This is a genomic window from Aquirufa sp. Wall-65K1, assembly GCF_054558475.1.
Genome location: NZ_JBPXKD010000003.1, coordinates 329,486 through 353,735 on the forward strand (window position 1 = coordinate 329,486; position 24,250 = coordinate 353,735).

Annotated in this window: 18 protein-coding genes; 7 read left to right on the plus strand and 11 right to left on the minus strand. The window is 39.4% G+C overall.

Annotation, left to right across the window (positions count from 1 at the left end; translation table 11 throughout):
* Positions 1-5 precede the first annotated feature (5 nt).
* A complete protein-coding gene (locus ACST15_RS06795; RefSeq protein ID WP_459453915.1) occupies positions 6-2,324 on the minus strand; it encodes a RecQ family ATP-dependent DNA helicase in 2,319 nt (772 codons plus the stop codon).
* A gap of 88 nt (positions 2,325-2,412) precedes the next feature.
* On the opposite strand from ACST15_RS06795, the gene ACST15_RS06800 reads away from it, so the two are divergent.
* Entirely contained in the window at positions 2,413-3,381 is a 969-nt protein-coding gene (locus tag ACST15_RS06800; RefSeq protein ID WP_459453916.1) for a KpsF/GutQ family sugar-phosphate isomerase, read from the plus strand.
* 2 nt (positions 3,382-3,383) lie between these two features.
* Here the strand turns inward: ACST15_RS06800 and ACST15_RS06805 are convergent, their stop codons facing one another.
* Entirely contained in the window at positions 3,384-3,857 is a 474-nt protein-coding gene (locus ACST15_RS06805; RefSeq protein ID WP_459453917.1) for a DUF4293 domain-containing protein, read from the minus strand.
* A 22-nt stretch (positions 3,858-3,879) separates the two neighbouring features.
* The gene (crtD, locus tag ACST15_RS06810) at positions 3,880-5,349 is read right to left on the minus strand and encodes a 1-hydroxycarotenoid 3,4-desaturase CrtD (protein ID WP_459453918.1); all 1,470 of its coding nucleotides are present in this window, start codon (positions 5,347-5,349) and stop codon (positions 3,880-3,882) included.
* A gap of 105 nt (positions 5,350-5,454) precedes the next feature.
* On the opposite strand from crtD, the gene aspS reads away from it, so the two are divergent.
* The gene (aspS, locus tag ACST15_RS06815; RefSeq protein WP_459453919.1) at positions 5,455-7,215 is read left to right on the plus strand and encodes an aspartate--tRNA ligase; all 1,761 of its coding nucleotides are present in this window, start codon (positions 5,455-5,457) and stop codon (positions 7,213-7,215) included.
* Here aspS and ACST15_RS06820 read toward each other — a convergent pair whose 3' ends face one another.
* From ACST15_RS06820 to ACST15_RS06835, 4 genes are read right to left on the minus strand one after another with little or no spacing between them, the layout of a single operon-like run.
* Positions 7,216-7,851 (minus strand): carbonic anhydrase, encoded by a 636-nt coding sequence (locus ACST15_RS06820; RefSeq protein ID WP_459453920.1) that lies wholly within the window; start codon positions 7,849-7,851, stop codon positions 7,216-7,218.
* Positions 7,852-7,855: 4 nt separating this feature from the next.
* The gene (locus tag ACST15_RS06825; RefSeq protein WP_459453921.1) at positions 7,856-9,382 is read right to left on the minus strand and encodes a SulP family inorganic anion transporter; all 1,527 of its coding nucleotides are present in this window, start codon (positions 9,380-9,382) and stop codon (positions 7,856-7,858) included.
* A gap of 44 nt (positions 9,383-9,426) precedes the next feature.
* Positions 9,427-9,783: a hypothetical protein gene (locus ACST15_RS06830; protein WP_459453922.1), complete on the minus strand. Its 357-nt coding sequence runs from the start codon at positions 9,781-9,783 to the stop codon at positions 9,427-9,429.
* Positions 9,783-10,721 (minus strand): toxin-antitoxin system YwqK family antitoxin, encoded by a 939-nt coding sequence (locus tag ACST15_RS06835; RefSeq protein WP_459453923.1) that lies wholly within the window; start codon positions 10,719-10,721, stop codon positions 9,783-9,785. The genes ACST15_RS06830 and ACST15_RS06835 overlap by 1 nt, the downstream gene beginning before the upstream one ends.
* Before the next feature lie 120 nt (positions 10,722-10,841).
* On the opposite strand from ACST15_RS06835, the gene fcl reads away from it, so the two are divergent.
* From fcl to ACST15_RS06850, 3 genes are read left to right on the plus strand one after another with little or no spacing between them, the layout of a single operon-like run.
* A complete protein-coding gene (fcl, locus tag ACST15_RS06840) occupies positions 10,842-11,780 on the plus strand; it encodes a GDP-L-fucose synthase (RefSeq protein ID WP_459453924.1) in 939 nt (312 codons plus the stop codon).
* Positions 11,781-11,785: 5 nt separating this feature from the next.
* Positions 11,786-12,523: a class I SAM-dependent methyltransferase gene (locus tag ACST15_RS06845; protein ID WP_459453925.1), complete on the plus strand. Its 738-nt coding sequence runs from the start codon at positions 11,786-11,788 to the stop codon at positions 12,521-12,523.
* A gap of 5 nt (positions 12,524-12,528) precedes the next feature.
* A complete protein-coding gene (locus ACST15_RS06850; RefSeq protein WP_459453926.1) occupies positions 12,529-13,521 on the plus strand; it encodes a YhdH/YhfP family quinone oxidoreductase in 993 nt (330 codons plus the stop codon).
* On the opposite strand, the gene ACST15_RS06855 is transcribed toward ACST15_RS06850, so the two are convergent.
* On the minus strand, positions 13,518-17,447 hold the full coding sequence (locus tag ACST15_RS06855; RefSeq protein ID WP_459453927.1) for a S8 family serine peptidase: 3,930 nt from the start codon (positions 17,445-17,447) through the stop codon (positions 13,518-13,520). The genes ACST15_RS06850 and ACST15_RS06855 overlap by 4 nt on opposite strands.
* A gap of 84 nt (positions 17,448-17,531) precedes the next feature.
* Positions 17,532-18,119, minus strand: a complete 588-nt coding sequence (locus ACST15_RS06860; protein ID WP_459453928.1) for a ribonuclease HII — start codon at positions 18,117-18,119, stop codon at positions 17,532-17,534.
* A 56-nt stretch (positions 18,120-18,175) separates the two neighbouring features.
* On the opposite strand from ACST15_RS06860, the gene ACST15_RS06865 reads away from it, so the two are divergent.
* On the plus strand, positions 18,176-18,874 hold the full coding sequence (locus ACST15_RS06865) for a porin family protein (RefSeq protein WP_459453929.1): 699 nt from the start codon (positions 18,176-18,178) through the stop codon (positions 18,872-18,874).
* On the opposite strand, the gene ACST15_RS06870 is transcribed toward ACST15_RS06865, so the two are convergent.
* Both ACST15_RS06870 and ACST15_RS06875 read right to left on the minus strand, forming a co-directional pair.
* Complete coding sequence (locus ACST15_RS06870; protein ID WP_459453930.1) at positions 18,871-20,211, minus strand: dihydroorotase; 1,341 nt, start codon at positions 20,209-20,211, stop codon at positions 18,871-18,873. The genes ACST15_RS06865 and ACST15_RS06870 overlap by 4 nt on opposite strands.
* Position 20,212: 1 nt before the next feature.
* Complete coding sequence (locus ACST15_RS06875) at positions 20,213-22,237, minus strand: OmpA family protein (RefSeq protein ID WP_459453931.1); 2,025 nt, start codon at positions 22,235-22,237, stop codon at positions 20,213-20,215.
* A 137-nt stretch (positions 22,238-22,374) separates the two neighbouring features.
* Between ACST15_RS06875 and ACST15_RS06880 the strand changes: the two genes are divergently transcribed.
* Positions 22,375-24,237 (plus strand): pseudouridine synthase, encoded by a 1,863-nt coding sequence (locus ACST15_RS06880; protein WP_459453932.1) that lies wholly within the window; start codon positions 22,375-22,377, stop codon positions 24,235-24,237.
* Positions 24,238-24,250 lie beyond the last annotated feature (13 nt).

Consider the following 24,250-nt stretch of genomic DNA (forward strand, 5'->3'; position numbering starts at 1 on the left):
ATTCGTTAATTGGCTAGTTCACTTAAAAATTTGATTCGCATTAAACGCAACTCTTCCTCACTGACGTCGTCAATATTGCAATTGTCTAAGGCTTCCGTAATGTTATCGGTATCAGAGCTTAAGAAGTAATCATAAATCTCTTCCTGCTTATCGGGTTCTATTACCTGATTGATGTAATAATCTAAATTCAGTTTTGTTCCAGAATAACAGATGGCTTCAATCTCCTCGATTAATTCCGCCATACTTAATTCTTTTTGATAGGCGATATCATCCAAATCTATTTTACGATCTACTTGTTGAATGATGTATATCTTAATTTTAGATTTATTGACAGTGGATTTAACGACCACTTCACGGGCCGTTTCAATCTCATTTTCATCTACATAACGATTGATGACATCCAAGAAAGGCTTTCCAAATTTGATTACTTTTCCCATCCCGACTCCGTTGATCTGAGCCATTTCTTCTTGGGTACTAGGATAAGTTGTCGCCATCTCTTCCAAAGATGGATCTTGGAAAATCACGTAAGGAGGTAAGTTTTTCTCCTTGGCTAATTTCTTACGTAAGTTTTTTAGTAGTTCAAATAAGGCATCATCATAGGCTTTGGCACCTACTCCTGCATTCATTTCATCATTTTCATCAGGCTCAGCTTCTTTCTCATAGTCATGGTCTCTAGAGAAAGTTACTGGATAAGAATCTTGAATGAAGTTGAGACCCTTTTCACTTAATTTTAAAACACCATAGTTCTCAATGTCTTTGACCAAGTAGCCATGAATGGTGATTTGTTTGATGAAAGAAATCCAAGGTGATTTCTCGTCGTCTGAATGATTTTCCTTTTGGGATTTCTTTTTCAGTTTCGGCTTTTTAGGGCTTGGGTTTTCCTCATCCTCTTCCTCATTGTCGTCATCATCATCTTCGTCTACTGCTTTCGCATTCCAAGAAACGGTCTTACCTGCTCCAAAAACAGGTAATTTATCGTGATCATAACTTTGTACGTATTGGTTCACTTTGCCTTCTAAAACGTCGGCTATGTGTTCGGCATCAAACTTCTCTTCTGTTGCTTGAACGGCTTGTAATACTAATACAACTTCGCTTTCGGCTTTGAAGGTTGGAGTTTGGTGGAGGCAATTGTCGCAAAAGCCACAATTCTCCGCCATATATTCCCCAAAATAATTAAGTAATTGTTTTCTTCGGCAGACACCTAAATTGGCATAATAAACCATTTCAGCCAATAATAATTTGGCATTTTCCTTTTCAGAAACAGCTTTGTCTTTGTTGAACTTGTCGAGCTTTAGGATATCATCGTAGGTATAAAACAAGATACAAGTACCATCTAGACCATCTCTTCCTGCTCTACCCGTTTCTTGATAATATCCTTCTAAAGATTTAGGGGCATCATAATGTATGACAAAACGCACATCAGGTTTGTCGATACCCATGCCAAAGGCAATGGTTGCCACCATCACTTCAACTTCCTCATTAAGAAATGACTCTTGATTCGCCATTCTAACCGCGGGATCTAGTCCAGCATGATAAGGAAGAGCTTTTATGCCATTGACATGTAATAAATCGGCAATCTCCTCCACGCGTTTTCTGCTCAAACAGTAAATGATGCCTGCTTTTCCAGAATGACTTTTGATATAACGAATCAGCTGTTTGTCTATGTCCTTTTTAGAGCGAATTTCATAGTAGAGATTCTTTCTGTTAAAAGATGATTTAAACACCTTGGCATCCTCTAAATTTAATGTTTTTTGAATATCCAGCTGTACCTTGGGCGTAGCAGTGGCTGTCAGCGCGATGATGGGTAATTTTTCGTCGACTGATTCAATGATGGCACGTATTTTTCTATATTCAGGCCTAAAGTCGTGCCCCCACTCGGAAATACAATGTGCTTCGTCGATGGCTACAAATGAAATATTGGCCTGTTGTAAGAAGCTGAGATTCTCCTGCTTATTTAAAGATTCTGGAGCGATGTATAATAACTTCACCTCCCCACTCAATACTTCGTTTTTCACCCGATTCATTTCTGCACGGGTAAGTGACGAATTTAAAAATTGAGCATTGACACCAAATGCGATCATTTGATCAACTTGATTTTTCATCAATGCAATTAGAGGAGAAATAACAATGGCTGTTCCGGGCATGACAATGGCCGGAAGTTGGTAGCATAGGGATTTCCCTGCTCCAGTAGGCATAAGCACAAAGCTATTATTCCCTTGAAGCGTATTTTGGATGATAGCTTCCTGCTCTCCACGAAATTGGCTAAATCCAAAGGTCTTCTTGAGATGCTCCTTTAACGTATCGTTGGAAATTTGAATGGGCATAATTTTAGGAACTACTGGTATGTTTCACAATGTAGCAGAAATAATCGTACATAGTTAATTAACTTTGTGTACTCAAATTCTACTAAAATTGAAATTAAACAAAAATATTCAATCCACAGCAAAAAAAGTTTTAACCCAAGAAGCAGAAGCTATTTTACAAGTTAGTGCTGCCATAAATTCTGAATTTGAAGCTTGCGTGGAACATTTACTGGCTAGCCAAGGAAGAATAGTCTTTACGGGCATTGGTAAATCAGCCTTAATCGCTCAGAAAATTGTTGCTACATTAAACTCCACGGGTAGCCCTGCCTTGTTTATGCATGCAGCAGATGCTATCCATGGGGATTTGGGAATGATACAACGAGGAGATTCGGTGATTTGTATATCTAAATCTGGAGATACCCCTGAAATAAAAGTTTTAGTGCCTTTAATTAAGCGATTGGGGGTTCCCTTGATTGCCATGGTTTCCAATAAACAATCTTATCTAGGCCAACAATCTGATTTTGTTCTTCACGCACTAGCCGAATCAGAAGCAGATTTATTGAATTTGGCTCCCACTACTTCTACTACGGTAGCCCTAGCTTTAGGAGACGCCTTGGCTGTTTGTTTGTTAGAATGTAAAGGCTTTACTTCCCAAGATTTTGCTAAATATCACCCTGGAGGTGCCTTGGGTAAGCGTTTGTATTTAAAAGTCGCAGATATTTATCCTCAACATGAGTTTCCTAGCATTTTACCTCAGTCCTCTATTCAAGAAGCCATTCATGAAATAAGCTCCAAGCGCTTAGGGGCCACTACCGTTATGAATGAAAAGGGGGATTTACTGGGAATTATAACGGATGGTGATGTTCGTAGAATGTTAGAAAAACAGCAAGATTGGGCCAATATTCAGATTGTTCAGATGATGAATTCCCATCCAAAAACCATTTCATCCGAGGCTTTTGCCACGGAAGCATTGGCTTTGATGCAAGAAAAAAATATTACCCAGCTTGTAGTCCTAGAAAAGGAAAAGGCCGTGGGATTCATACATCTCCACGACCTTTTACGTGAGGGAATCGTTTAATTTTAACGCATTCGATTGGAAGATTGAACTAACATTTCATCCTTTCTAATTAATCTGTTGGCAATCATATTGGCTAATAAAGCCACTATGAGGGCATAAAAACCTAGGTCGTAAGCGCCTTGCATTTCTGGGTTAAACAATGGAATGGTTTTTTTGTAAATCGTATAGAAACTATATCCCATGGTTCCTGCTATCAACATGGAATTGACTAATCCCAAGGCCATTTGACGCATTCTGTTCTTAAATTGGAACAAAATAAATGCCGTTAAAGCAATAGAAATCAATACCAAAACCAGAGGAATATAATTCGCTTCCACTTGGGATTTGCCTTGAATTTGTGAAGTCCATTCAGAAATAAATACCTGGGCCGTCTCACCAGAAATACCTGTTTTGGTCCACAATGGCCAGCCAGCTATTACCAGTATTTCTGCAATGATAACAATTAGTAAAAAAATAGATTGGGGTCTTTGAATCATGATATGTCAATTTTATGCGAAATTAAGCATTTTCTTGAAAAAGCTTGGAAGCAATTTTGGCAGATGATAAGCAAAGGGGAATTCCTCCTCCTGGGTGTACGCTTCCTCCAATCCAATATAAGTTTTTAATGGCACTTCGATAATTTGGGTGACGTAAAAAAGCGGCAAATCGATTATTAGACGCATTACCGTATAGCGCCCCACCAGAAGAGGAGGTGCGTTCTTCAATCCTTCTGGGGTCTAAATAATCCTCAACTACGAGGTAAGGACGTATGTCTTCACCTAATGCCCGACTGATTTTTTGAATCACTCGTTCTCGAGTTAAGCGCAGTAATTCATCCCAATTTTGACCTTGATTAGCTGGAGCATTGATTAAAAGAAACCAATTTTCTCCACCTTCTGGGGCGTCTTCGGGGGCTACCTTGGATGAAATATGGAGATAAACAGTGGGGTCATCCGACAAGGTTTTGTCTACAAACAGAGCTTTAAATTCTTCTTGATATTGGTCTGAAAAGAAAATGTTATGAACGCCTAATTCGGACCATTTTTTATTCATACCCCAATAAAATATGATTCCTGAACTTGATTTTTCTTGTTGTAAGAGCCTTTTAGGCTGAATTTGATCCTTGAGTAATTGTTGGTAGGATGGGCGAATATCCATATTGCTCGCTAGGATGTCAAAAGGGTAATAGCCCTTTGCCGTTTCAAGGCCTACGGCATGGTTATTTTCGCAAACTATTTGATTTACCTTTTCATTGAAATGGAATTGTACGCCCAAATCTTTAGCTAATTGAACCAAGGATTGAGTTATCGCAATCATGCCCCCTTTGGGAAAAAATGCGCCGATGTTATATTCCAAATGGGGGATAATCGACAAAGTAGCAGGGGTTTGATAAGGATCTGAGCCATTATAGGTGGCATAACGATCGAATAATTGAACCGTTTTAGGGTTTTTAAATCGATTTTTATGTGCCTGGTGCATGGTGGAAAACATACCCAATCGGGGTATATTTAGGTAGCCATTCCAAGCTTTTTTACTCAACCAAGTGCTTGCCTGGTGCAAAGAATTTTCGAGAAATAATTCTGAAATGATTTGGTATTTATCTTGCAAACCCAAAATGAAATCATGTACATTTTTCTCATTTTCACCTAAATTTTTGGCTATTTCATGCGCCGTATCCGCCGGATTTTCCAGAGTTACGAGTCGGGTATGGTCTTCCCAAAAATATCGACAAACCTCAGGTAAACGAACATAATTAAAATAGTCTCTCGGATTTTTTTTAGCTAAGGTAAAAAGCTCATCCACTAAGTGGGGCAGGGTAAACAGGGATGGTCCTGCATCAAAACGAAAACCATTGATTTGAAACTCAGATAATTTGCCACCCGGAAAAGAATTGGCCTCAAATACTTGAACTTGATGTCCTAAACAAGCCATACGAATCGCAAAAGCAATTCCTCCTATTCCCGATCCAACAACCCCAACTTGTTTCATAGGCATGATATTTCTCAAACGGTTTTAACTTATTAAAAGGACAAAATGTTTAAAACAGATATTTTACGTAATTTTGCACAAATTTTTTTAATCTGAGAATAAACTATGCTACGCACTCATACGAATGGCGAATTACGATTGGATCATGTAGGGCAAGAAGTAACCTTATGTGGTTGGATACAGCGAACAAGAGATAAAGGGGGAATGATTTGGGTTGACTTACGTGATCGTTATGGCATTACTCAATTGATGTTGGAGGAGGGGAAATCTAGTCCAGAGGCCTTGTCTTTGGCACGTAGTTTAGGTAGAGAGTTTGTGGTGGAGGCTAAAGGAATCGTAGTAGAGCGTTTGGCTAAAAATGATAAACTAGCCACTGGAGATGTTGAGATAAAGGTGAAAGAAATAAAGGTGCTGAACCCTGCAAAATTGCCACCTTTTTTAATTGAAGATGAAACAGATGGAGGAGAAGATGTACGTATGAAATACCGTTACCTTGATCTTCGCCGTACTCCCATTCGTGAAAGCTTACGTTTACGTCATACCGTAGCCAAAGAGGTTCGTCGATATTTAGATGATGCCGATTTTATTGAAGTAGAAACCCCTGTTTTGATTAAATCGACCCCCGAAGGAGCACGTGATTTTGTGGTGCCTTCTCGCATGAACCCAGGTGAGTTTTATGCTTTACCTCAGTCGCCACAAACGTTTAAGCAATTGTTAATGGTTTCAGGGTTTGATCGTTACTATCAATTGGTTAAGTGTTTCAGAGATGAGGATTTGCGTGCGGACAGACAACCGGAATTTACACAAATCGACTGTGAGATGTCATTTGTCGAGCAGGAAGATATTTTAAACATGTTTGAGGGTTTAATTCGTCATTTGTTTTTACAAGTGAAAGGATTAGATATAGGAGAAGTATCTCGGATGACCTATGCAGATGCCATGAAATATTATGGTTCTGATAAACCTGATATTCGTTTTGATATGCATTTCGTGGAATTGAAAGGGGAGGATAATGACTTAACTTCTGGTAAAGATTTTCAAGTTTTCGATACGGCTTCTCATGTGATTGGAATTTGTGTTAAGGGAGCTGCCGAATATACACGCAAGCAAGTGGATGAGTTAACCGACTTCGTTCGTCGTCCACAAATTGGTGCCAAAGGATTGATTTATGTTCGTCATCAAGCTGACGGCTTAAAATCTTCGGTGGATAAATTTTATGGGGAAGAAGATTTGAAAAAATGGTCAGAAGCCTTCCAATCGGAACCAGGGGATTTGATGTTGATTTTAAGCGGCGAAGGAGACAAGGTGCGTAAACAATTGAATGAATTGAGATTAGAAATGGGTACTCGCATGGGATTGCGTGATCCAAATAATTATAAAGTACACTGGGTGGTAGATTTCCCTCTTTTGGAATTTAGTGAAGAGGAAAATCGTTGGTTTGCCATGCACCATCCTTTTACCAGCCCCAAACCAGAGGATATTCCTTTGATGATGGCAGGTGATTTAGGTAAGGTGAGAGCTAATGCCTACGATTTAGTAGTGAATGGAGTGGAAGTTGGCGGCGGTTCTATTCGTATCTTCCAAAAAGAGCTTCAATCCACCATGTTTGAAGTGCTAGGATTTACAGAAGAAGAAGCGAAAGCCCAATTTGGATTTTTATTGGATGCCTTTGAATATGGGGCTCCTCCACATGGTGGTTTAGCCTTCGGATTTGACCGTCTGTGTTCCTTATTTGGAGGGTCTGAGTCTATACGTGATTACATCGCCTTCCCTAAAAATAATGCAGGAAGGGATGTGATGATTGACTCACCATCACCCCTTGCTCCTGCACAATTAAAGGAATTAAAAATTAAGACGGATTTATAATTATTCGTCAAAATCGAAAGAGAAAACCGAACTATGCCACTCATTAGGGTCAATGTTCAAAATCTCTTTGATCTCACCGTGATGCATATCGAATACCCATCCATGAAGGAATGGGTATTCGTTTTTCTTCCAAGCTTTCTGAACAATGGTTGTCTTGGCCAAATTCAATACTTGTTCTTTTACGTTTAATTCGACTAATCGATCAAATTGGTCCTTTTCAGTAGGAAGTACACGGATTTCATCAAAATTCTTTTCATAAACCTCCTTGATATTTCTTAGCCATTTATTGATTAAACCATAATCTTTATTGGTCATCGCAGCACGAACACCTCCACAATTGTAGTGTCCACAAACAATCACGTGTTTCACTTCGAGCACTTCTACGGCATATTGTAAAACTGAAAGTAAATTCATGTCGGTGTGCACCACCATATTCGCCACATTTCTGTGAACAAATATATCGCCAGGGTTGGCGTGTGTAATTTCTTCTGCAGGAACTCGACTATCTGCACAGCCAATCCAGAGGAAAAGAGGCTTTTGGTCTTTGGAAAGATCGTCAAAATAATGTTCGTCTACGGCTAATCTTTCTGAAGCCCAAGCCTTATTACTGAGAAGTAGTTTTTTATATTCTTTCATGTTTTTACTTTTTTATTTCGGCATCAATGCCTCTTTCGTGAGCGGTATTAATAAATTCTTGAATTAATAATTGAATGTCATGGTCCATGAAATGCACTTTTGAAGTATCTATTAATACTTCAGACCCTGCTGGAATTTTGCGAAAAGTTTCCTTTAAAGCCATTTTATGTAAAAAGGTCACGTCTTTTTGAAATTTGATTAAAATTTCGTTTCCACTGTTGAATATGGAGAAAACAGAAGAATAATTGGTTACGATAACGAATCCAATTCCCACTATTGTACCTATAAAAATACCCCAAAGTAGGTCAACCATCACCACGATTATGATTGTAATTAAAAAAGGAATCCATTGTTTCCAGCCTTCAGCAATTACTTTTCGGAACTGTGAAGGATGTGCTAATTTATATCCTGTGTATAGGAGTATACTAGCTAAACAAGCTAAAGGGATTTTGTTTAAATATTGAGGTAATAATAATACTGCCAACAGCAATAAAATTCCATGGAAAAATCCGGACATTTTACTTTTTCCTCCAGCATAAACATTGGTGGAGGAACGCACAATCACCGAGGTAATGGGTAAACCACCTAAAAACCCGGAAAAAATATTACCTACGCCCTGAGCAAGTAATTCTCTGTCGGCAGAGGATATTCTTTTGGCAGGGTCAAGTGAATCAGTTGCTTCTAGGGACAATAAGGATTCTAAGCTGGCAACTAATGCCAAAGTAATGGCCAAGCTATAAACTTTAGGATTACTGATGATTTCCCAATCAGGAAAAACCATGGCCTGGCCAATTCCAGCCAGGTTAGAAAATAGAGGTAATCCTACCATATGATCTTTGGAATTTCCCAAATACCATTCTGGTATCCAAATTCCAAACCCCATATTGATTAGTACGCCAAGAATTACCACAAATAAAGATGCAGGTAGCTGAGATAGTACGGGTACTTTTTTACTTAGAGGAGTCCACGAAAACAAGATGATTAATCCACTTGCCGCAATGATTAATGCCCCTGGGTTGATGCTTAATAAAGAAGCTAATAACTCACTAAAAGTATTCTGGCCATCAGCGCTTTGATTAAATTCAAACTCCCCAATGAAATCTAAATCATCTCCAATGGCATGTGGGATTTGTTTTAAAATGATAACAATACCAATAGCTACGAGCATTCCTCTGATAACAGAGGATGGGAAAAAACTGCCTAGTTTACCCATTTTTGCTAGTCCTAAGATTACTTGAATGATACCGGCAAGAATAACGACTACTAAAAATCCAGAGAATGAGCCAATATCTAAAATCGCATTGGCCACGATGATCGTGAGGCCTGCGGCAGGTCCACTAACGGATAACTCTGAACCAGAAGCCCAAGAAACGATGGTTCCGCCTATGATACCGGCAATCAATCCGGCAAGTAATGGAGCACCTGAGGCCAAGGCAATTCCTAGGCATAGGGGTAAGGCGACCAGAAAGACCGCGATTCCCGATTTCCAATCCCCTTCTACGAAGGATTGAAGATAACTTTTGAATGACATATTCATGTGGTTTAATTAAAATCTACTAAAAATGTAAATTGGGATTAACCACAAATGTCTGGAGGAGGGGAAAAACTTTGTAAATGAGGATATGCCAACCTGAATGGTTGAAAAATTTGGGAATCCTTTATGGATTCAGAATAAAATGAAAATTTAGAGATTTCGTGTTTGGTAAATATCGACAAGCCATGATGTGTTTTACCTTCGTCCTCTTCCTCCTCTTCTTCTTCGCAAAGTTCTACCCATGGAGCCATGTACATTTTAGATGCTAAATTGTCTGTTTTTAGCGTAGTTTTTGAAACAGGTATATTGGAAGCTGCCGTGATGGAATTGAGCTGCGAGTAAACGGTCGCTACCATCAAGAAGGCAAATGCCAATAAAAAAAAACCTAGTTGTTTCATTAGTCAAATTTCTGGGTGTTTTGAAAGATAATTTTTGCTTGATTATCTCGCTCTTGCACTAGAACAGGGGTAAAGTTATCAAATTTATCCTTTCCATAGCGCCATTCTTTTTTTAATCTTCCTCCGCTCCCTTTTTCATGGTACTCTCTCCAACGGCCTACCTTAACACTATCATCCAATTTGCCTTCCTCTTTCAATAGCCCATTGGGATAAAAAGACAAATATTGCCCCGAAAATTTACCATAAACTTTAGGAATTACCTGTTGTATCTTCTTTTTTTCCTTATCAAAGTAGGATATTACGGATTCAGATGGAAATCCTTTTTTAAAGTATTGCTTGTTCTCGAGTTCAAATTCTGGACCATAATTTTCCCATCGACCATCTTTGACACCCATGTAAAAATGCCCTTCTTCCACTAAATTTTCGTGCACAAATTTCCGGTAGGGTCCATGGCAAATTTGTGCATTTTTACTGTCCTTAATCGGAGAATTTACTACCCTCGATTGAGCTGGGTCATACCACCAAATTTCTTGGCTATATGGGCTTACAGCCTCATCCTCCACATATTTTACGACATTTAGTTCTTCCACTGTGGCCCTATTTCCACTGCCGTATGAACCTATTCGGCGTTCGGTTTTTACGCCTTCATATTCGTCTTTAAGCTCAATTTTTTTCTTTTTGGGGCTATTTTTTGCTTTTGAACCGATGTTTTGTATGCCTAGTTCAGATAAAATGGCCTTGCTCTCTTTTTTCCAATCGGCACTTTCCTCTTTACTTTTGCCCACCAACTCCGAAATATTTTGTAGGGTACTCTTATTTCTTTGAGTACTATCAATGGCCGGTTTTTTAGTCGTTTTCAAGGCGCTATTTTGTGCCCAACTTGGAATTTGCCCAAGTAGCAACAAACTCATGCCCAGAAATAAATATGGTTTATTCATGTAAAGTGCAACGTTAGTACCATAAAAATATTTCGCAAATTAAGAATTTAAATAATTAGAACCTGCTTTTGTGTATTTTTGCATCCTTAAACTGCCTTTCTTAATTAAATATTGATTTCATTGGAAAAAGAAGCAAAAATATATGTAGCTGGACATAGGGGAATGGTGGGTTCATCCATTGTAAGACAGCTACACGCACAAGGATTTACGAATACTATACAACGGACTTCTTCCGAGTTAGATTTAAAAAATCAAGCAGCCGTCAATGATTTTTTTGCACAAGAAAAGCCAGATTATGTCTTTTTAGCTGCTGCAAAAGTAGGGGGCATTGTGGCCAATAACACCTATCGAGCTGATTTTTTATATGAGAATTTAGCGATTCAAAATCATGTGATTCATGCTTCTTTTGTTCATAAGGTTAAAAAATTAATGTTTTTAGGATCTTCTTGTATATATCCCAAATTAGCTCCACAACCTTTGGAAGAATCGTATTTGTTGAGCGGTTTTTTAGAACCTACCAATGAACCATATGCCATAGCCAAAATCGCAGGAATAAAGATGTGCGAGGCATATCGTGCCCAATATGGTTGTCAGTTTATTTCGGTGATGCCAACCAATTTGTATGGTATTAATGATAATTACGATTTAGAGAATTCCCACGTACTGCCCGCTATGATTCGGAAATTTCATGAAGCCAAACTCAGGGGCGATCTTTCCATTAGCCTTTGGGGCACAGGATCTCCTAAAAGAGAATTTCTTTATGCTGATGATTTAGCCAAGGCTTGTTTGTATTTAATGGAGCATTATAATCAATCGGAATTTATCAATATTGGTACTGGCGAAGATGTTAGCATTTTGGAATTAGCGGAAATGGTTAAAAAGGTAATAGGCTTTGAAGGAAGCATACATTGGGATACGTCTAGACCCGATGGCACACCTAGAAAACTGATGGATGTTTCTAAATTACATGCATTGGGCTGGAAACATGAAATTGAACTAGAGGAAGGTATTCGTTTAGCTTATCAAGATTTTTTACAAAACCCCAATACGAGGAAATAGGTAGGATGCAAGTGAAGGAGTGGTTTAGTACCTGGTTTGATTCCCCATATTATCATGTGCTTTATGCCCAGCGAGATGAGGCGGAAGCTGCTGCCTTTATTAGTTCCCTTCAAACCAAATTAAGGCTTCAAACTGGCGCCCATGTCTTGGATGTAGCGTGTGGTAAAGGTCGGCATGCCATCACCTTGCATGATTTGGGTTTGGATGTAAAAGCGTTTGATCTTTCGCCTTCCAATATTCAGCAAGCTCAAAAATTTACAAGCGACAAACTATCATTTTTTGTTCATGATTTAAGGAAAAATCTACCTAAACACCTAGAGTTTGATGCGATCTTTAATTTCTTCACCAGTTTTGGATATTTTGATTCCAAGGAAGAAAACGAGCAAGCATTTCAAGTGCTAAGTCAAGCATTGAAGCCTCAAGGGGTTTTTGTCTTGGATTTTTTCAATCCAAGTTTTGTTATGGCTCATTTGATTGAAGAAGAGAGTCTAGTCAGAGGAGGAATTCAATTTCAAATTAAACGCTGGGAATCGGAGGGATATTTGTACAAATCCATCGATTTCGTAGATCTGGGAAAATCACATCATTTTGAAGAACGGGTAGAGTTGATTTCAAAGAATGACTTTATTGCCTATGCAGCCAAAGCGGGATTGCATTTGGTGGATTTGCTTGGTGATTATAAATTAGGTTCTTTTGATGAAAAGAACTCTACACGGATGATTTTTATTTGGGTAAAAAAATAAGTCCTATGGATTATTTTAATGCTTTATGGACCTCAGAAATTTCAGAAGGACATTTTGAAACTAGATTGCAATCCGTCCCCTTTGCTACCTTGTCCAAGGATAAAGTTCTTATCCAGGTCGCTTATTCATCGCTAAATTATAAGGATGCACTTTCGGCAAATGGCCATAAAGGAATCACCCGGGATTTTCCACATATTCCAGGCATTGATGCGGCTGGCAAAGTTGTTCTAGACCCTAGCCATACCTTTGAGGTAGGCCAAGAGGTCATTGTAACAGGATTTGATTTGGGCATGAATACCCATGGTGGTTTGGCTGAATATATTTCTGTTCCTCCCCAATGGATCATACCATTGCCGCATGGCATGTCTACTTGTAAGGCGATGCAATGGGGAACAGCCGGATTAACCGCGGGTATGGCGGTTAGTTCGCTTTGGCATCATGGAATCCGACCTAATCAAGGTGAAATAGTACTTACAGGAGCCACAGGTGGCGTGTCTATGATCGCCCTTGTATTATTAAAGCACTTAGGATTTCAAGTGGCTGCAATAACTGGGAAATTGGACCAGTATTCCACATTGAAAAAATTAGGAGCAGATAGAATATTAGACCGAGACGAGTTTTTATCTGAAAAACCCCGTGCCTTATATCCCATGCAATTTGCTGGGGCTATTGATGTACTGGGGGGAGATGTTTTGATTAAAATCATCAAAAGCCTACATTTTGGAGGTGCAGTAGCTGCTTGTGGAATGGCTTCTAGCGTGGAATTGCCTTTACAGATTTATCCTTTTATACTTCGCGGAGTTAACTTATTAGGCATTTATTCGGCCGATTCTCCTTTGGAAAAGAAACAAGAAATTTGGGATAAACTTGCCAATGCTTGGAGCATTCCCTTGGATGCTATTTGTCGAACAATCCCCCTCAAAGAAGCCCCAACTTATTTGACAAAAATCCGCGAAGGAAATCATACGGGGAGGACTGTCGTTCAAATCAATACTTAGTATTTGATGAATTTTACTGGAGATGAACTTGGGTTATCAGCTAGCCTAAGCAAATAAGATCCACTCGGTAAACTTTGGATATCCATCCTAAAACTATTGTTTGAGACCGAAGAAGAACTAATTGTTTTTTCCAAAACTATTTTACCCTGTAAATCCAAAATTTCAATATGGTATTCCTCAGGAATAAGCTGATCCGGAATACCTAATTGGATAAAATCTTTTGTTGGATTAGGGTATAGGGTTAATTGTTGATATGGATTTTCTTTTTTTGTTGTCAGGATTACGACATTGATGTAATCAGAAACGGCCAAGCACCCGTTGGTATCAGTTATTTTGACTTGATAGGCCCCAGATTGAACCGGTATATAGCTTGCTTGATTAGCACCCTGAACGGCAGTTATACCAAAATACCATTGGTATGTACTAGCATTACTCGGTGCTTGCAAAATACCCGTATTATAGGTGACAGCTGGTGTTGGGACGTTGCCAATGTTTATATTGAGGGCTTTGCTGCTAACCGGACAAGTACCGTCATAACTTGCGACCATTTCAAATTTTCCTTTTGTGGTGGCTTTATAATTCAAGCTATTCGCCCCAGTTATTTCTTTTCCATTCAAAAACCATTGAATGATCGTGTTCTCAGATGCTTTTCCTTGAATGGATACCGTAGCACCCTGACAAACAATCAAATCGCCAACTGGATTGATGGAGGCGGTTGGGGAATCCTTAACACTCACAGTGACATTGGCTCTTGGGCTAGGGCAACCCAAAGATTTAAATTTCATATCATAGAAATAGTAATATCCCGAGGTAATTACGCCATTATTAAATAGTGCTCCTGGTATATTGAGGATGTTGGGAATGGTATATGGAAAACCAATATTAGTTGTGGCATTGGCGGTATCAGATTTGCTCCGATTGCTTCGATATATGGAAGCCCCATCCAAACAAGTTTGGCTTAAATAATAAGTACCTGCTGTGGGAATTTGCAGATTGAGGCCAATGACAACCCCCTCATCTTTTTTATCATCAACCAGCTGACCAGTGACACCAGCGCTACTGAGCGTCCTAGTTGCTTTTACTGTTTTAGTGACGCTTGAAACAACATTCCCAGTTTCTTTATTGATTACTTCAAATGTAATTCTGCCAGCTGTACCTACATATATTCGGGCACTCTCTAAAATAATAGGAACCTTGGCCTCCACAATGACGGTAGGGCCAAACACGCCATAATAAGTACCACCACCAAATTCTGATTTTGTCTTAGGGCCAAGTCCACCACTGAAATCATTGTAGGAAGCTGAGTATTTACTATTGCTTGGAACTTTTATGTTTAGTCCGGATCCCACCAATGAATTGTCACTGTTATACCAAAGCGGCGTACCCGAATTGGCTGATAGTGATATTTCGGTAAGTCCAGCACATTGAATTCCACTCACTATCGGAGGACTGGGGTTTTCGATGGTTTTGTTAATGGAGAAATTATTATTCGCGTTGTTTTGATCGTTTGTTAATAATGTACTTAGTTCAAAAGTATAGGTCTCACCAGCTAGTAAATTGAAATTCCCAGTGACCGTTTCTTCAGTCTCTTTCCCAGAAAGAATTTCTGCAATGAAACCTGAAAATTTACCCTTTTGAACGCCATTTTGTAGAATTTTTAATTCATACGGCACATTAACTTGATCTTTTAGACCTTGGTTTTTTACCACAATTTGTAAACTGTTGGTGGAACTAGCACAGTAGCTGCCGGTAGGAGAATTGATAGATAAGGCACTGATGTCATTGGAGGCGTTGGCAGTTTGAATTACATATTCTTCTACCTCACCATCATTGACATTGCTACAAGATGCAGCTAATCCAACGCTGTTTCCTAATTCGGTTACTACCCTCATTCGGTAGTATTGTCCTGTTTCGGTGGCCGGGAGCTTGGATACAACACCGGAAAATGAAGTTGTGTTTAATATACCACTATCTAAAATAAGCTCGCTAGCATCTTCAAAATCACTATCTTGGTTCCAATCAACAAATACTTTACATTGCTTGGCTTGGGTGGTGTTAAAAGTTAGATCAATAGGGATTGTAGACCCAATTTCTACTGGAATGGCATTTTGCGTAAAATCCTGACTGGAAGAAACTATGTTGCTGTAGCTTCCAAAACTAAACTTAGTCAAGGTATTGATTTTATTTTTTACCGATACCGCACAATAGGCTTTTCCTCCCATTCCTGAGATAAGTAGGGCATAATCCTGTTTGGAATTCTTTAAAGTTCCTTTGTGTGAAATGGTAAGACTATAGCTTTTTCCTGGAACTACATTTTTGACCAATATTTGTTCAATATTATCACGGATGTTGTCACCAGCGATAGCTGCTTTTGTTGGATTATCTGGATCTAGTATAAAGGGCAATAATTGGCCATCCTCTGCTTGTAAACGAATATCAAGGTCGTTTACTAACATGGGTATGCGGGAATTTACACTGGAAGGAATGATGGGTAAAACTTTTCCATTACTACCCTCATAGGCAGGATCTGTCCAAGCAATAGTCACATGTAATTGTCCTTTTCCAGAGGCAATAAGATCCATTTTTTTAGTTCCACCATTGGCTAATGTCTCTTCTGAAATGCGATGGCTAAGATCTGTATTTTGCAGCACTTTACCTGCTTTTTCCATATCCAATAGCCCCCAACCACTTGTATAATCGGGGCCAGTTTGTCCTATATCAAAAGCCGTATGTGTAACCAAAGCCCGAAGCGTGGAGGCCCACATGAATTTTTTATAAAGTTGATGATGTAATTGCTGGAGCAAAAATAGGGAACCAGAAACCTGAGGTGATGCCATGGATGTTCCACTCATACGCATATAATCCGTATTACTTAAATATCCAGTGGAGAATAAGTCTTTACCTATACCAATGATTTCAGGCTTGATACGCCCGTCGTCGGTAGGGCCACGACTAGAAAAACTGGCAATTGTCACATCGCTAGGTTTAGTTGGTGGAGAGGATAAGGGTTCTGCGGCACCTACTGAAAGAACATTTTTCGCTGTTGCTGGGCTTGCTACGGTATTAAACCCCGTGTTGGGGGCTCTGGCTATGTTGGATGAATCCTTCGTGTTACCAATGAGGTAATATTGACCTGCGGGAGGTCCATTATCATCTGCGCTGTTCCCTGCGGCAGCAGCCATTAAATAATAGGGAGAATTGTAGGCAATTTTATCTTTGGATTGGGCGTCATCATCATAAAAACCAAATACGTAATCTTCAGAGACACTCATTTTATCATCACCATACCATCGGTATTTGTTCACATCGGAATCAAAACTCCAACCAGCCACCGCTCCATAGGAGTGATTACTAATCAGTAGGTTAGGAGATGCGGCACTTATTTTGGCATCGTCATTTTGAAAGTCCCAAGATTTTAAACTTGCCTCGTATGCCATTCCTCTAGCTTCTGGGTTAAAATTACCCGAAGCAATCATCGTTCCTCCCACATGCGTAGCATGTTCGCCAAAGGTGATGGTTTTTTCTTGGGCTAAGACCCTTCCAGTCAATTCTTGATGGCTGGTCCTAACTGTTTGTTCGTCCCAAACGGCTAGCTTACCAAATAAACTATCAGATTTTCCTGTCAGATTCAGCCCTAAGGACCCTCCTGAATAAAATTGATTTGTTTTTGTAGCAATGGAGGCTACTTTATTGGAAAATACTCCCTTATAAATTGGTCTACCATTGGGGTTTATACTTTGTAGGTATATGGATCTATTACCTATTTTTACGGAAGTCGCAATTCCTTTTTCGGCCGCTAATTTTTGAACTTTAAGGTAGAGGCTGTCTCTTTGAGTACTAAATTGTTCCGCAAAATTTAATATCGCTTTCCTTTTTTCAATGGGGTATAAATCACCTTGTCCCAAAATCAAAGGAGATACACTCATTAAAAGGTTGAATGCAATAAAAAACTTGAATAAATGTATAGCTCTCAAATTGTTAGCGGATATCGTTATCGAAAATACTATAAATTATTTGATTTGCACGCGAAAGGTTTTTCTATGAAAAATACATGGGCCATAAGAAAGAATGGCTTTTCGGTGGGCGATTGTCGGATAACCTGCATTTCGTTCCCAACCATATTCAGGATACTCTAATGCTAGTTTTTCCATTAATTCATCTCGATAAGTTTTAGCCAAAATAGAGGCAGCGGCGATGGAAAAAAACTTTGAATCGCCTTTTACAATACAAGTATGGGGAATTAATGGGTAGTTAATGAAGCGATTTCCGTCGACCAAAAGATGGTCTGGCCTTTGTTTGAGCTGATCAACAGCTAAATGCATTGCTTTAACGCTAGCTTTGTAAATATTGATTTGGTCAATCGTGGAGGCATCTACCTCAGCAATAGCATAGTCGATGGCATCCCTTTCTACGTCCTTTTTTAATTCCTGCCTTTGCCGTGCATTTAATTGTTTGGAATCATTTAAATAGGGATGGTGAAAATCCATGGGCAAAATGACTGCCGCTGCTACTACCGGGCCAGCCAAGCATCCTCTACCCGCCTCATCAAGGCCAGCTTCAAATCCTATATTTGATAAATAAGGCAGAAGTTTCGACATTTGTTATAAAATTAAGTTGGTGTTCTCTAATTCAGGTCAATAATTATAAAAAATTGATGAATAAATCTTCAAGTTCTAGCTCTTATTCTAAAATTTGCCTCGCTGCGATTTTGTTTTTTTGGGTGGGTCACGTAAATATGGCTCAATCGGGTAAAAATAAAAAAATATTTCACTTAGCCCTTAGCTCAGTACGCTTCAATGGAAATGTTGCCAATAAGGAATCATTTTTATTTAAGCCATCTTTAGAAGTGGGATTTGGTATACAATTTCCTATAAACAAACATTGGAGTTTTAATCCAGAAATTAATTTGTCACAACGCGGGCACCATGGTAGAATTGCCAATTCTGATTCAACTTATTCAGAAAGAACAATCACTTTGAATTACTTGGATTTAAATCCCAATTTTGAATTAACCATAGGCAAATTGTCTGATTTTTCAAGTAATCTATCTATCTGGGGTGGTCCGTATTTAGGCATAGGGCTTTGGGACAATACCACCATTGAGAATCGAATAGTAAATCCCAATAATCCTAACAGCTACATTACGGTTACTAAATCTACTGAAAGTTTTTCTAGTGATTTTCGTCGTATAGATGCTGGGGTCAAGGTTGGAATTGGGGTCGTTTCCAACCGTTTTGTCTCCTTGGGTCTAACCTATCAAGCAGGCTTTGCAAATATTACAGTTGCTCCTGAAAAAACGTACAATCAATCACTGGGATTCTATTTGAGAGTCTTTTTTGATGATATGTTTTAATCTCTTTGAAAAAGTAGGCGCTTGCCTAATTGGCTTTCATTGAATCTTCCTTCAGAGTAGGCCAAATGCCCCGAAACAAAGGTGTGTGCGATACTAGCTCCAAAGGTATGTCCCTCCATAGGAGACCATTGACATTGATAATGAAGTGTAGATTTTTCTACTTTTTGAGGAGTATTAAAATCAACAATGGCTAAATCGGCCCAGTAGCCTTCTCGAATAAATCCTCTATCCTGAATTTGGAAAATTTCAGCAACCGTATGAGCGGTCTTTTCGGCAATTTGAGTTAAAGATAGCACTCCTTCCTTTTCCAGGTCAAACAACATCAATAAGGGATGCTGTACTAAGGGCAAACCAGCTGGCGATTTCCAATAACCTTGTTGTTTCTCTTCCCAAGTGTGAGGGGCATGGTCCGTGGCAATGACATCTAAGCTTCCTGTTTGCAAAGCTTTTCTTAGCGCATTTTTGTGTCGGGAATCTTTAATGGCTGGATTACATTTGATTTGATTTCCTAATCTTTCATAATCAGATGCATCAAACCAAAGGTGGTGAACACATACTTCTGAACTGATACGCTTATCTTTTGAAGGTTTATTTGTTTCAAATAATGCTAATTCCTCTTCTGTAGTAATATGTAATATATGTAGGCGAGCATTGCACTTTTTGGCTAAATCAATGGCCACAGAAGATGACAAGTAACAAGCTTCTTCATTTCTGATTAATGGATGGATGAAAGCGGGTGCCTTCTCAGGATACTTCTCCTTAAATAATTGAGTTCTAGCTCTCACTGTAGGTTCATCCTCACAATGTGTCGCAATCAATAACTCACTCTTACAAAATAATTGCTCCAAGGTATGAACATTGTCTACAAGCATATTGCCAGTGGACGAACCCATGAAGATTTTTATCCCACATACATCTCGTTTATTCGTTTTTAAAACTTCCTCTAAATTGTCATTCCCTGCTCCCATAAAAAATGAATAATTCGCCAAAGAGGAACGTTGGGCTATGGCATATTTATCAGCTAAAATCTCTTGTGTTAAAGCATTAGGGACTGTATTGGGCATTTCCATGTAACTAGTCACTCCACCTGCTACCGCAGCTCTTGCTTCACTAGCTATGTGGGCCTTGTGGGTCAATCCAGGCTCCCTAAAATGCACTTGATCATCAATCATACCCGGAAAAACATGTTTGCCGGCTAAATCCAATATTTGTTCATTTCCCTGAGGACTTATGGAGCTAGCAATTTTGTCAATTCGGCCATTGGAAATGCGTATTTCCCCCTCTATAATCTGTCCTTCGTTGACGATTTTGGCATTTTTTAATAGGTAGTTCGACATGTTATTCCGCTTTGATTTCGGTAATTTTAAATTCTGTTCTTCTGTTTTGCTGGTGCATCTCTTCACTACATTCAACCCCATCGGCACACTCATTAACCAATTGACTTTCTCCATAGCCCTTGGCCTTGATTCGGTTTTGCTCTATGCCTCGTTGAACGATGTAACGAACTGCGGATTCAGCTCTTCTTTGAGATAATTTTTGGTTATAGGGAACACTTCCTCTAGAGTCTGTATGCGACCCTAATTCAATGGAAACCTGCGTGTTATCTCGTAGGAATTGGACAATTTTTTCTAATTCTTCAGAGGCATCATTCCTGATTTCTGCACGATCTAGGTTATAGTAAATCGGGTTGATTTGATATAATTGAGTAATCTCTTTTCCTACTTCGGCTTTGTCCATAACTATCTGCCAAACAAAGGTGGTATCTGTAATTTCCTTTTTTAGCAGCCTAGGAGGTATTTCCCTTCCTTCCATAGAGAAGCTAGATCGCTTGATCAAATAATCTTCTTTTTCACAAACAAAATCAATCTGGTCATTTTCTTCCAAATCTAAGATTTCCAAGCGGCCTTTTTTGTTACTGTAATCTGGATCAATCGTTTGGCCATTTCTACGTAAGCTTACCTTCACTGAATCAATGGGCTTGCCCGAAGGGTCAATAATTTCGGTTTGTAAAAAGTAGTGAACAATCTTATTTTCAGTGGCAGCCAATACCGGCGGAGCTTCATTGGTCCACCATCTATCTGGGTTGAGCGAAGGGGATTTAAAATAATAAAGATCATCGTCTCCTTTTCCTCCAGCTCGGTTTGAACTGAAATATCCTGAAACAGAATCTACTAAGCTAATGCCAAAATCATCCGAAATGGAGTTCATGGGAACCCCCAAGTGTTCAATGACAATATCATTTTCATTCCGAGACGCTACAAACAAATCTAGTCCTCCTAGGCTAGGATGTCCATCTGAAGAGAAATATAATTTTCCATCTTCACTTACAAAAGGGAATATCTCATCGCCTGGCGTGTTAATGGCCGAGCCTAAGTTGATTGGCCGGCCGAATCTACCTGAATTATCCATAGGAGATCGGTAAATATCTAATCCACCTTTGCCTCCTCTTCTATTTGAGCTAAAGTATAAGGTTTTACCATCCGATGAAAAGGCAGGACTTCCATCCCAAGCAATCGAATCTGAAATGGCGAGTCTTTCCGGGACCGACCAATCATTTCCGTTTCTTCTGCTAATGTATAAGTCGACATCCGGAGATAAATCTTTGTTTTTCCCTGTATTACCCCGGGCGAAAACCACGGTATTGCCATCTTTTGAAAAGGCAGGAGTACCCTCATTGGCATTCTCTTTGTCGATCATTGAACTAAATAAGTTCAATGGGCCTATTTCAACAGGGCTTTTTAAGGATGCTTTATATAATCCCAAATAGGGTAGGCCATTATTTTTATAAATGCTTTGTTTTCGGGAGCTGGTAATGATTAATTCATCTCCTAGTTTTCGTGCAGAAAACTCTGCCATAGGGCTATTCCCTTGCACAGCTTGAATACCAACAGGACTAGCTTTTTGCTGTAATGCACTTACCTGAGGCAGATTTTCTAATTCAATTTCTGCTTTAAGCTTTAAAGACTTACTTGGTTTGTTTTGAAGAAAATCCTGTAAGGTACTCTGGGCTAAGGCATAATTTCCCGTGGCTTTTGCCGCAAAAGCTAAGTTGAAACGGATGGTATTATCCGTATTTCCTTTGGCTAAGGCCGTTTGATAATAAGGCAGGGCCGAAGAAATTCGGTTGGAAAGTCGATAGGATTCCGCAATAAAATAAGAGGTTTGGTCTAATTGATAGCCCTTCTCTGCCAAAGGTTTTAATTCTTGAATGACTAGTTCATATTCCCCTTTATCAAATGAATTTAAGGCTTTTTTTAGCTTAAATTCATCTCCTTGGCATGCCAATAGGCATAGCGCAAAACTAATTCCTATGAAGGAATTTACTATCAAGCTCAATGTTGACTTCGGTTTGGCGTATTTCATGGAGTGTAAAAGAAATTCAAATGTAACAAGCTAAGCTCATTTATTTCACGTACCTTTGTATAAATTTCGAAAATCGAAATAATTACAAGACAAAAGCGTCTTGCTTCTTACAGCAGTGATGTTGCAAATTTAGTATTATGAGAAAAAGAATTGATAAGAACGACGGCCGTCGTTCAGATTCAACCCCCAAGTCTTCAGACGACCGCCGATCAAGTAGAGGCGGAGAAAGAGCACCTTATTCAGGTCCTCGTGCAAATTCAGAAGGACGCACCTATTCAGGACCGCGTTCAGATAGCCCAAGAAGTTATTCAGGCCCAAGAAGAGATTCAGGAGATTCACGTCGCCCATCAGGAGACGGAGAAAGAAGACCTTATTCAGGACCAAGAGGAGATTCAGACCGTAAACCTTATGAAGAAAATCGGGATGGAGGCGAGCGTCGTTCATTTTCAGGCCCAAGAAGAGATTCAGGAGATTCACGTCGCCCATCAGGTGATGGAGAAAGAAGACCTTATTCAGTACCAAGAGGAGATTCAGACCGCAAACCTTATGAAGGAAATCGGGATGGAGGCGAGCGTCGTTCATTCTCAGGTCCAAGAAGAGATTCAGGAGATTCCCGTCGCCCATCAGGAGACGGAGAAAGAAGACCTTATTCAGGACCAAGAGGAGATTCAGACCGTAAACCTTATGAAGGAAATCGGGATGGAGGCGAGCGTCGTTCATTCTCAGGCCCAAGAAGAGATTCAGGAGATTCACGTCGCCCATCAGGTGATGGAGAAAGAAGACCTTATTCAGGACCAAGAGGAAATTCAGACCGTAAACCTTATGAAGGAAATCGGGATGGAGGCGAGCGTCGTTCATTCTCAGGCCCAAGAAGAGATTCAGGAGACTCACGTCGCCCATTCGGTGATGGAGAAAGAAGACCTTATTCAGGACCAAGAGGGGATGCAGATCGTAGACCTTATGATGCCCAGCGTGAATTTTCAGAGGACAAGCCATTTGTACCCAAAGAGGATTTTAGATCAGAATCAAACACTGAATCAGTAAATGAGGAAGTAAAGCCAAGAGCTTATAGCAGTGACCGTACTCGCCCAATTGCAAGACGTGATGATGCTCCAGCAGATAGAGATTTTTCAGAGGGTAGAAATGCGAAATTTTCTAAACGAGATACTTTCAAAAGTAGAAATCGCTATGAGGAAAAACCCGCCTTTACGCCTCAATATAAATTAGATCGATTTAGAGAAAAAGCTCCTGCCCGCGTACAAAAGAAATTCATTCAAGAAGAGCGTAAAAATGATTCGATTCGATTAAATCGATTCATAGCCAATGCTGGTATTTGTTCTCGTAGAGATGCAGATAAATTGATTGAGGCAGGTGAAATTAAAGTAAACAACAAGGTAATTACCGAAATGGGTTATCAAGTTCAGCCGACGGATATCGTAAAATATGGTAACCGAAAACTGAATAGGGAAAAACCCGTATATGTGTTGCTAAATAAGCCTAAAGATTTCATTACCACGACAGAAGATCCTAATGATCGTAAAACAGTGATGGAACTTGTCAAAAATGCAGGAGATGCTCGCATTTACCCTGTAGGGCGATTAGATAGAAATACGACGGGATTGATTCTATTAACCAATGATGGTGAATTAGCCGATAAATTAACTCATCCATCCAATGAAATTGAAAAAATCTATCAAGCCGAATTGGACAAACCATTAACGGATGAAGATTTAGAAAAAATCAAGGCTGGCTTGACTTTAGAAGACGGAGAAATCAAAGTAGATGATATTGCTAAGGTTACCCCAGACGGCTACGTGGTGGGAGTAAAAATCCACTCTGGTAAAAATCGCATTGTTCGTCGTATTTTTGAACATGTAGGTTATGAAGTAACTAAGTTGGACAGAACGACCTTTGCAGGTTTAAATAAGAAAGATTTACCTCGAGGAAATTGGAGGTATCTTTCCGAAAGAGAATTGGTTAAGTTGAAATACTTGATGTAGTAACAAACAAAAG

Excerpts from the sequence above, each read along its gene's own strand:
- ACST15_RS06795 (WP_459453915.1), bottom strand. The coding sequence starts at position 2,324 with ATGCCCATTCAAATTTCCAACGATACGTTAAAGGAGCATCTCAAGAAG.
- ACST15_RS06805 (WP_459453917.1), bottom strand. The coding sequence starts at position 3,857 with ATGATTCAAAGACCCCAATCTATTTTTTTACTAATTGTTATCATTGCA.
- crtD (WP_459453918.1), bottom strand. The coding sequence starts at position 5,349 with ATGAAACAAGTTGGGGTTGTTGGATCGGGAATAGGAGGAATTGCTTTT.
- aspS (WP_459453919.1), top strand. The coding sequence starts at position 5,455 with ATGCTACGCACTCATACGAATGGCGAATTACGATTGGATCATGTAGGG.
- ACST15_RS06820 (WP_459453920.1), bottom strand. The coding sequence starts at position 7,851 with ATGAAAGAATATAAAAAACTACTTCTCAGTAATAAGGCTTGGGCTTCA.
- ACST15_RS06825 (WP_459453921.1), bottom strand. The coding sequence starts at position 9,382 with ATGTCATTCAAAAGTTATCTTCAATCCTTCGTAGAAGGGGATTGGAAA.
- ACST15_RS06830 (WP_459453922.1), bottom strand. The coding sequence starts at position 9,783 with ATGAAACAACTAGGTTTTTTTTTATTGGCATTTGCCTTCTTGATGGTA.
- ACST15_RS06835 (WP_459453923.1), bottom strand. The coding sequence starts at position 10,721 with ATGAATAAACCATATTTATTTCTGGGCATGAGTTTGTTGCTACTTGGG.
- ACST15_RS06845 (WP_459453925.1), top strand. The coding sequence starts at position 11,786 with ATGCAAGTGAAGGAGTGGTTTAGTACCTGGTTTGATTCCCCATATTAT.
- ACST15_RS06850 (WP_459453926.1), top strand. The coding sequence starts at position 12,529 with ATGGATTATTTTAATGCTTTATGGACCTCAGAAATTTCAGAAGGACAT.
- ACST15_RS06855 (WP_459453927.1), bottom strand. The coding sequence starts at position 17,447 with ATGAGTGTATCTCCTTTGATTTTGGGACAAGGTGATTTATACCCCATT.
- ACST15_RS06860 (WP_459453928.1), bottom strand. The coding sequence starts at position 18,119 with ATGTCGAAACTTCTGCCTTATTTATCAAATATAGGATTTGAAGCTGGC.
- ACST15_RS06865 (WP_459453929.1), top strand. The coding sequence starts at position 18,176 with ATGAATAAATCTTCAAGTTCTAGCTCTTATTCTAAAATTTGCCTCGCT.
- ACST15_RS06870 (WP_459453930.1), bottom strand. The coding sequence starts at position 20,211 with ATGTCGAACTACCTATTAAAAAATGCCAAAATCGTCAACGAAGGACAG.
- ACST15_RS06875 (WP_459453931.1), bottom strand. The coding sequence starts at position 22,237 with ATGAAATACGCCAAACCGAAGTCAACATTGAGCTTGATAGTAAATTCC.
- ACST15_RS06880 (WP_459453932.1), top strand. The coding sequence starts at position 22,375 with ATGAGAAAAAGAATTGATAAGAACGACGGCCGTCGTTCAGATTCAACC.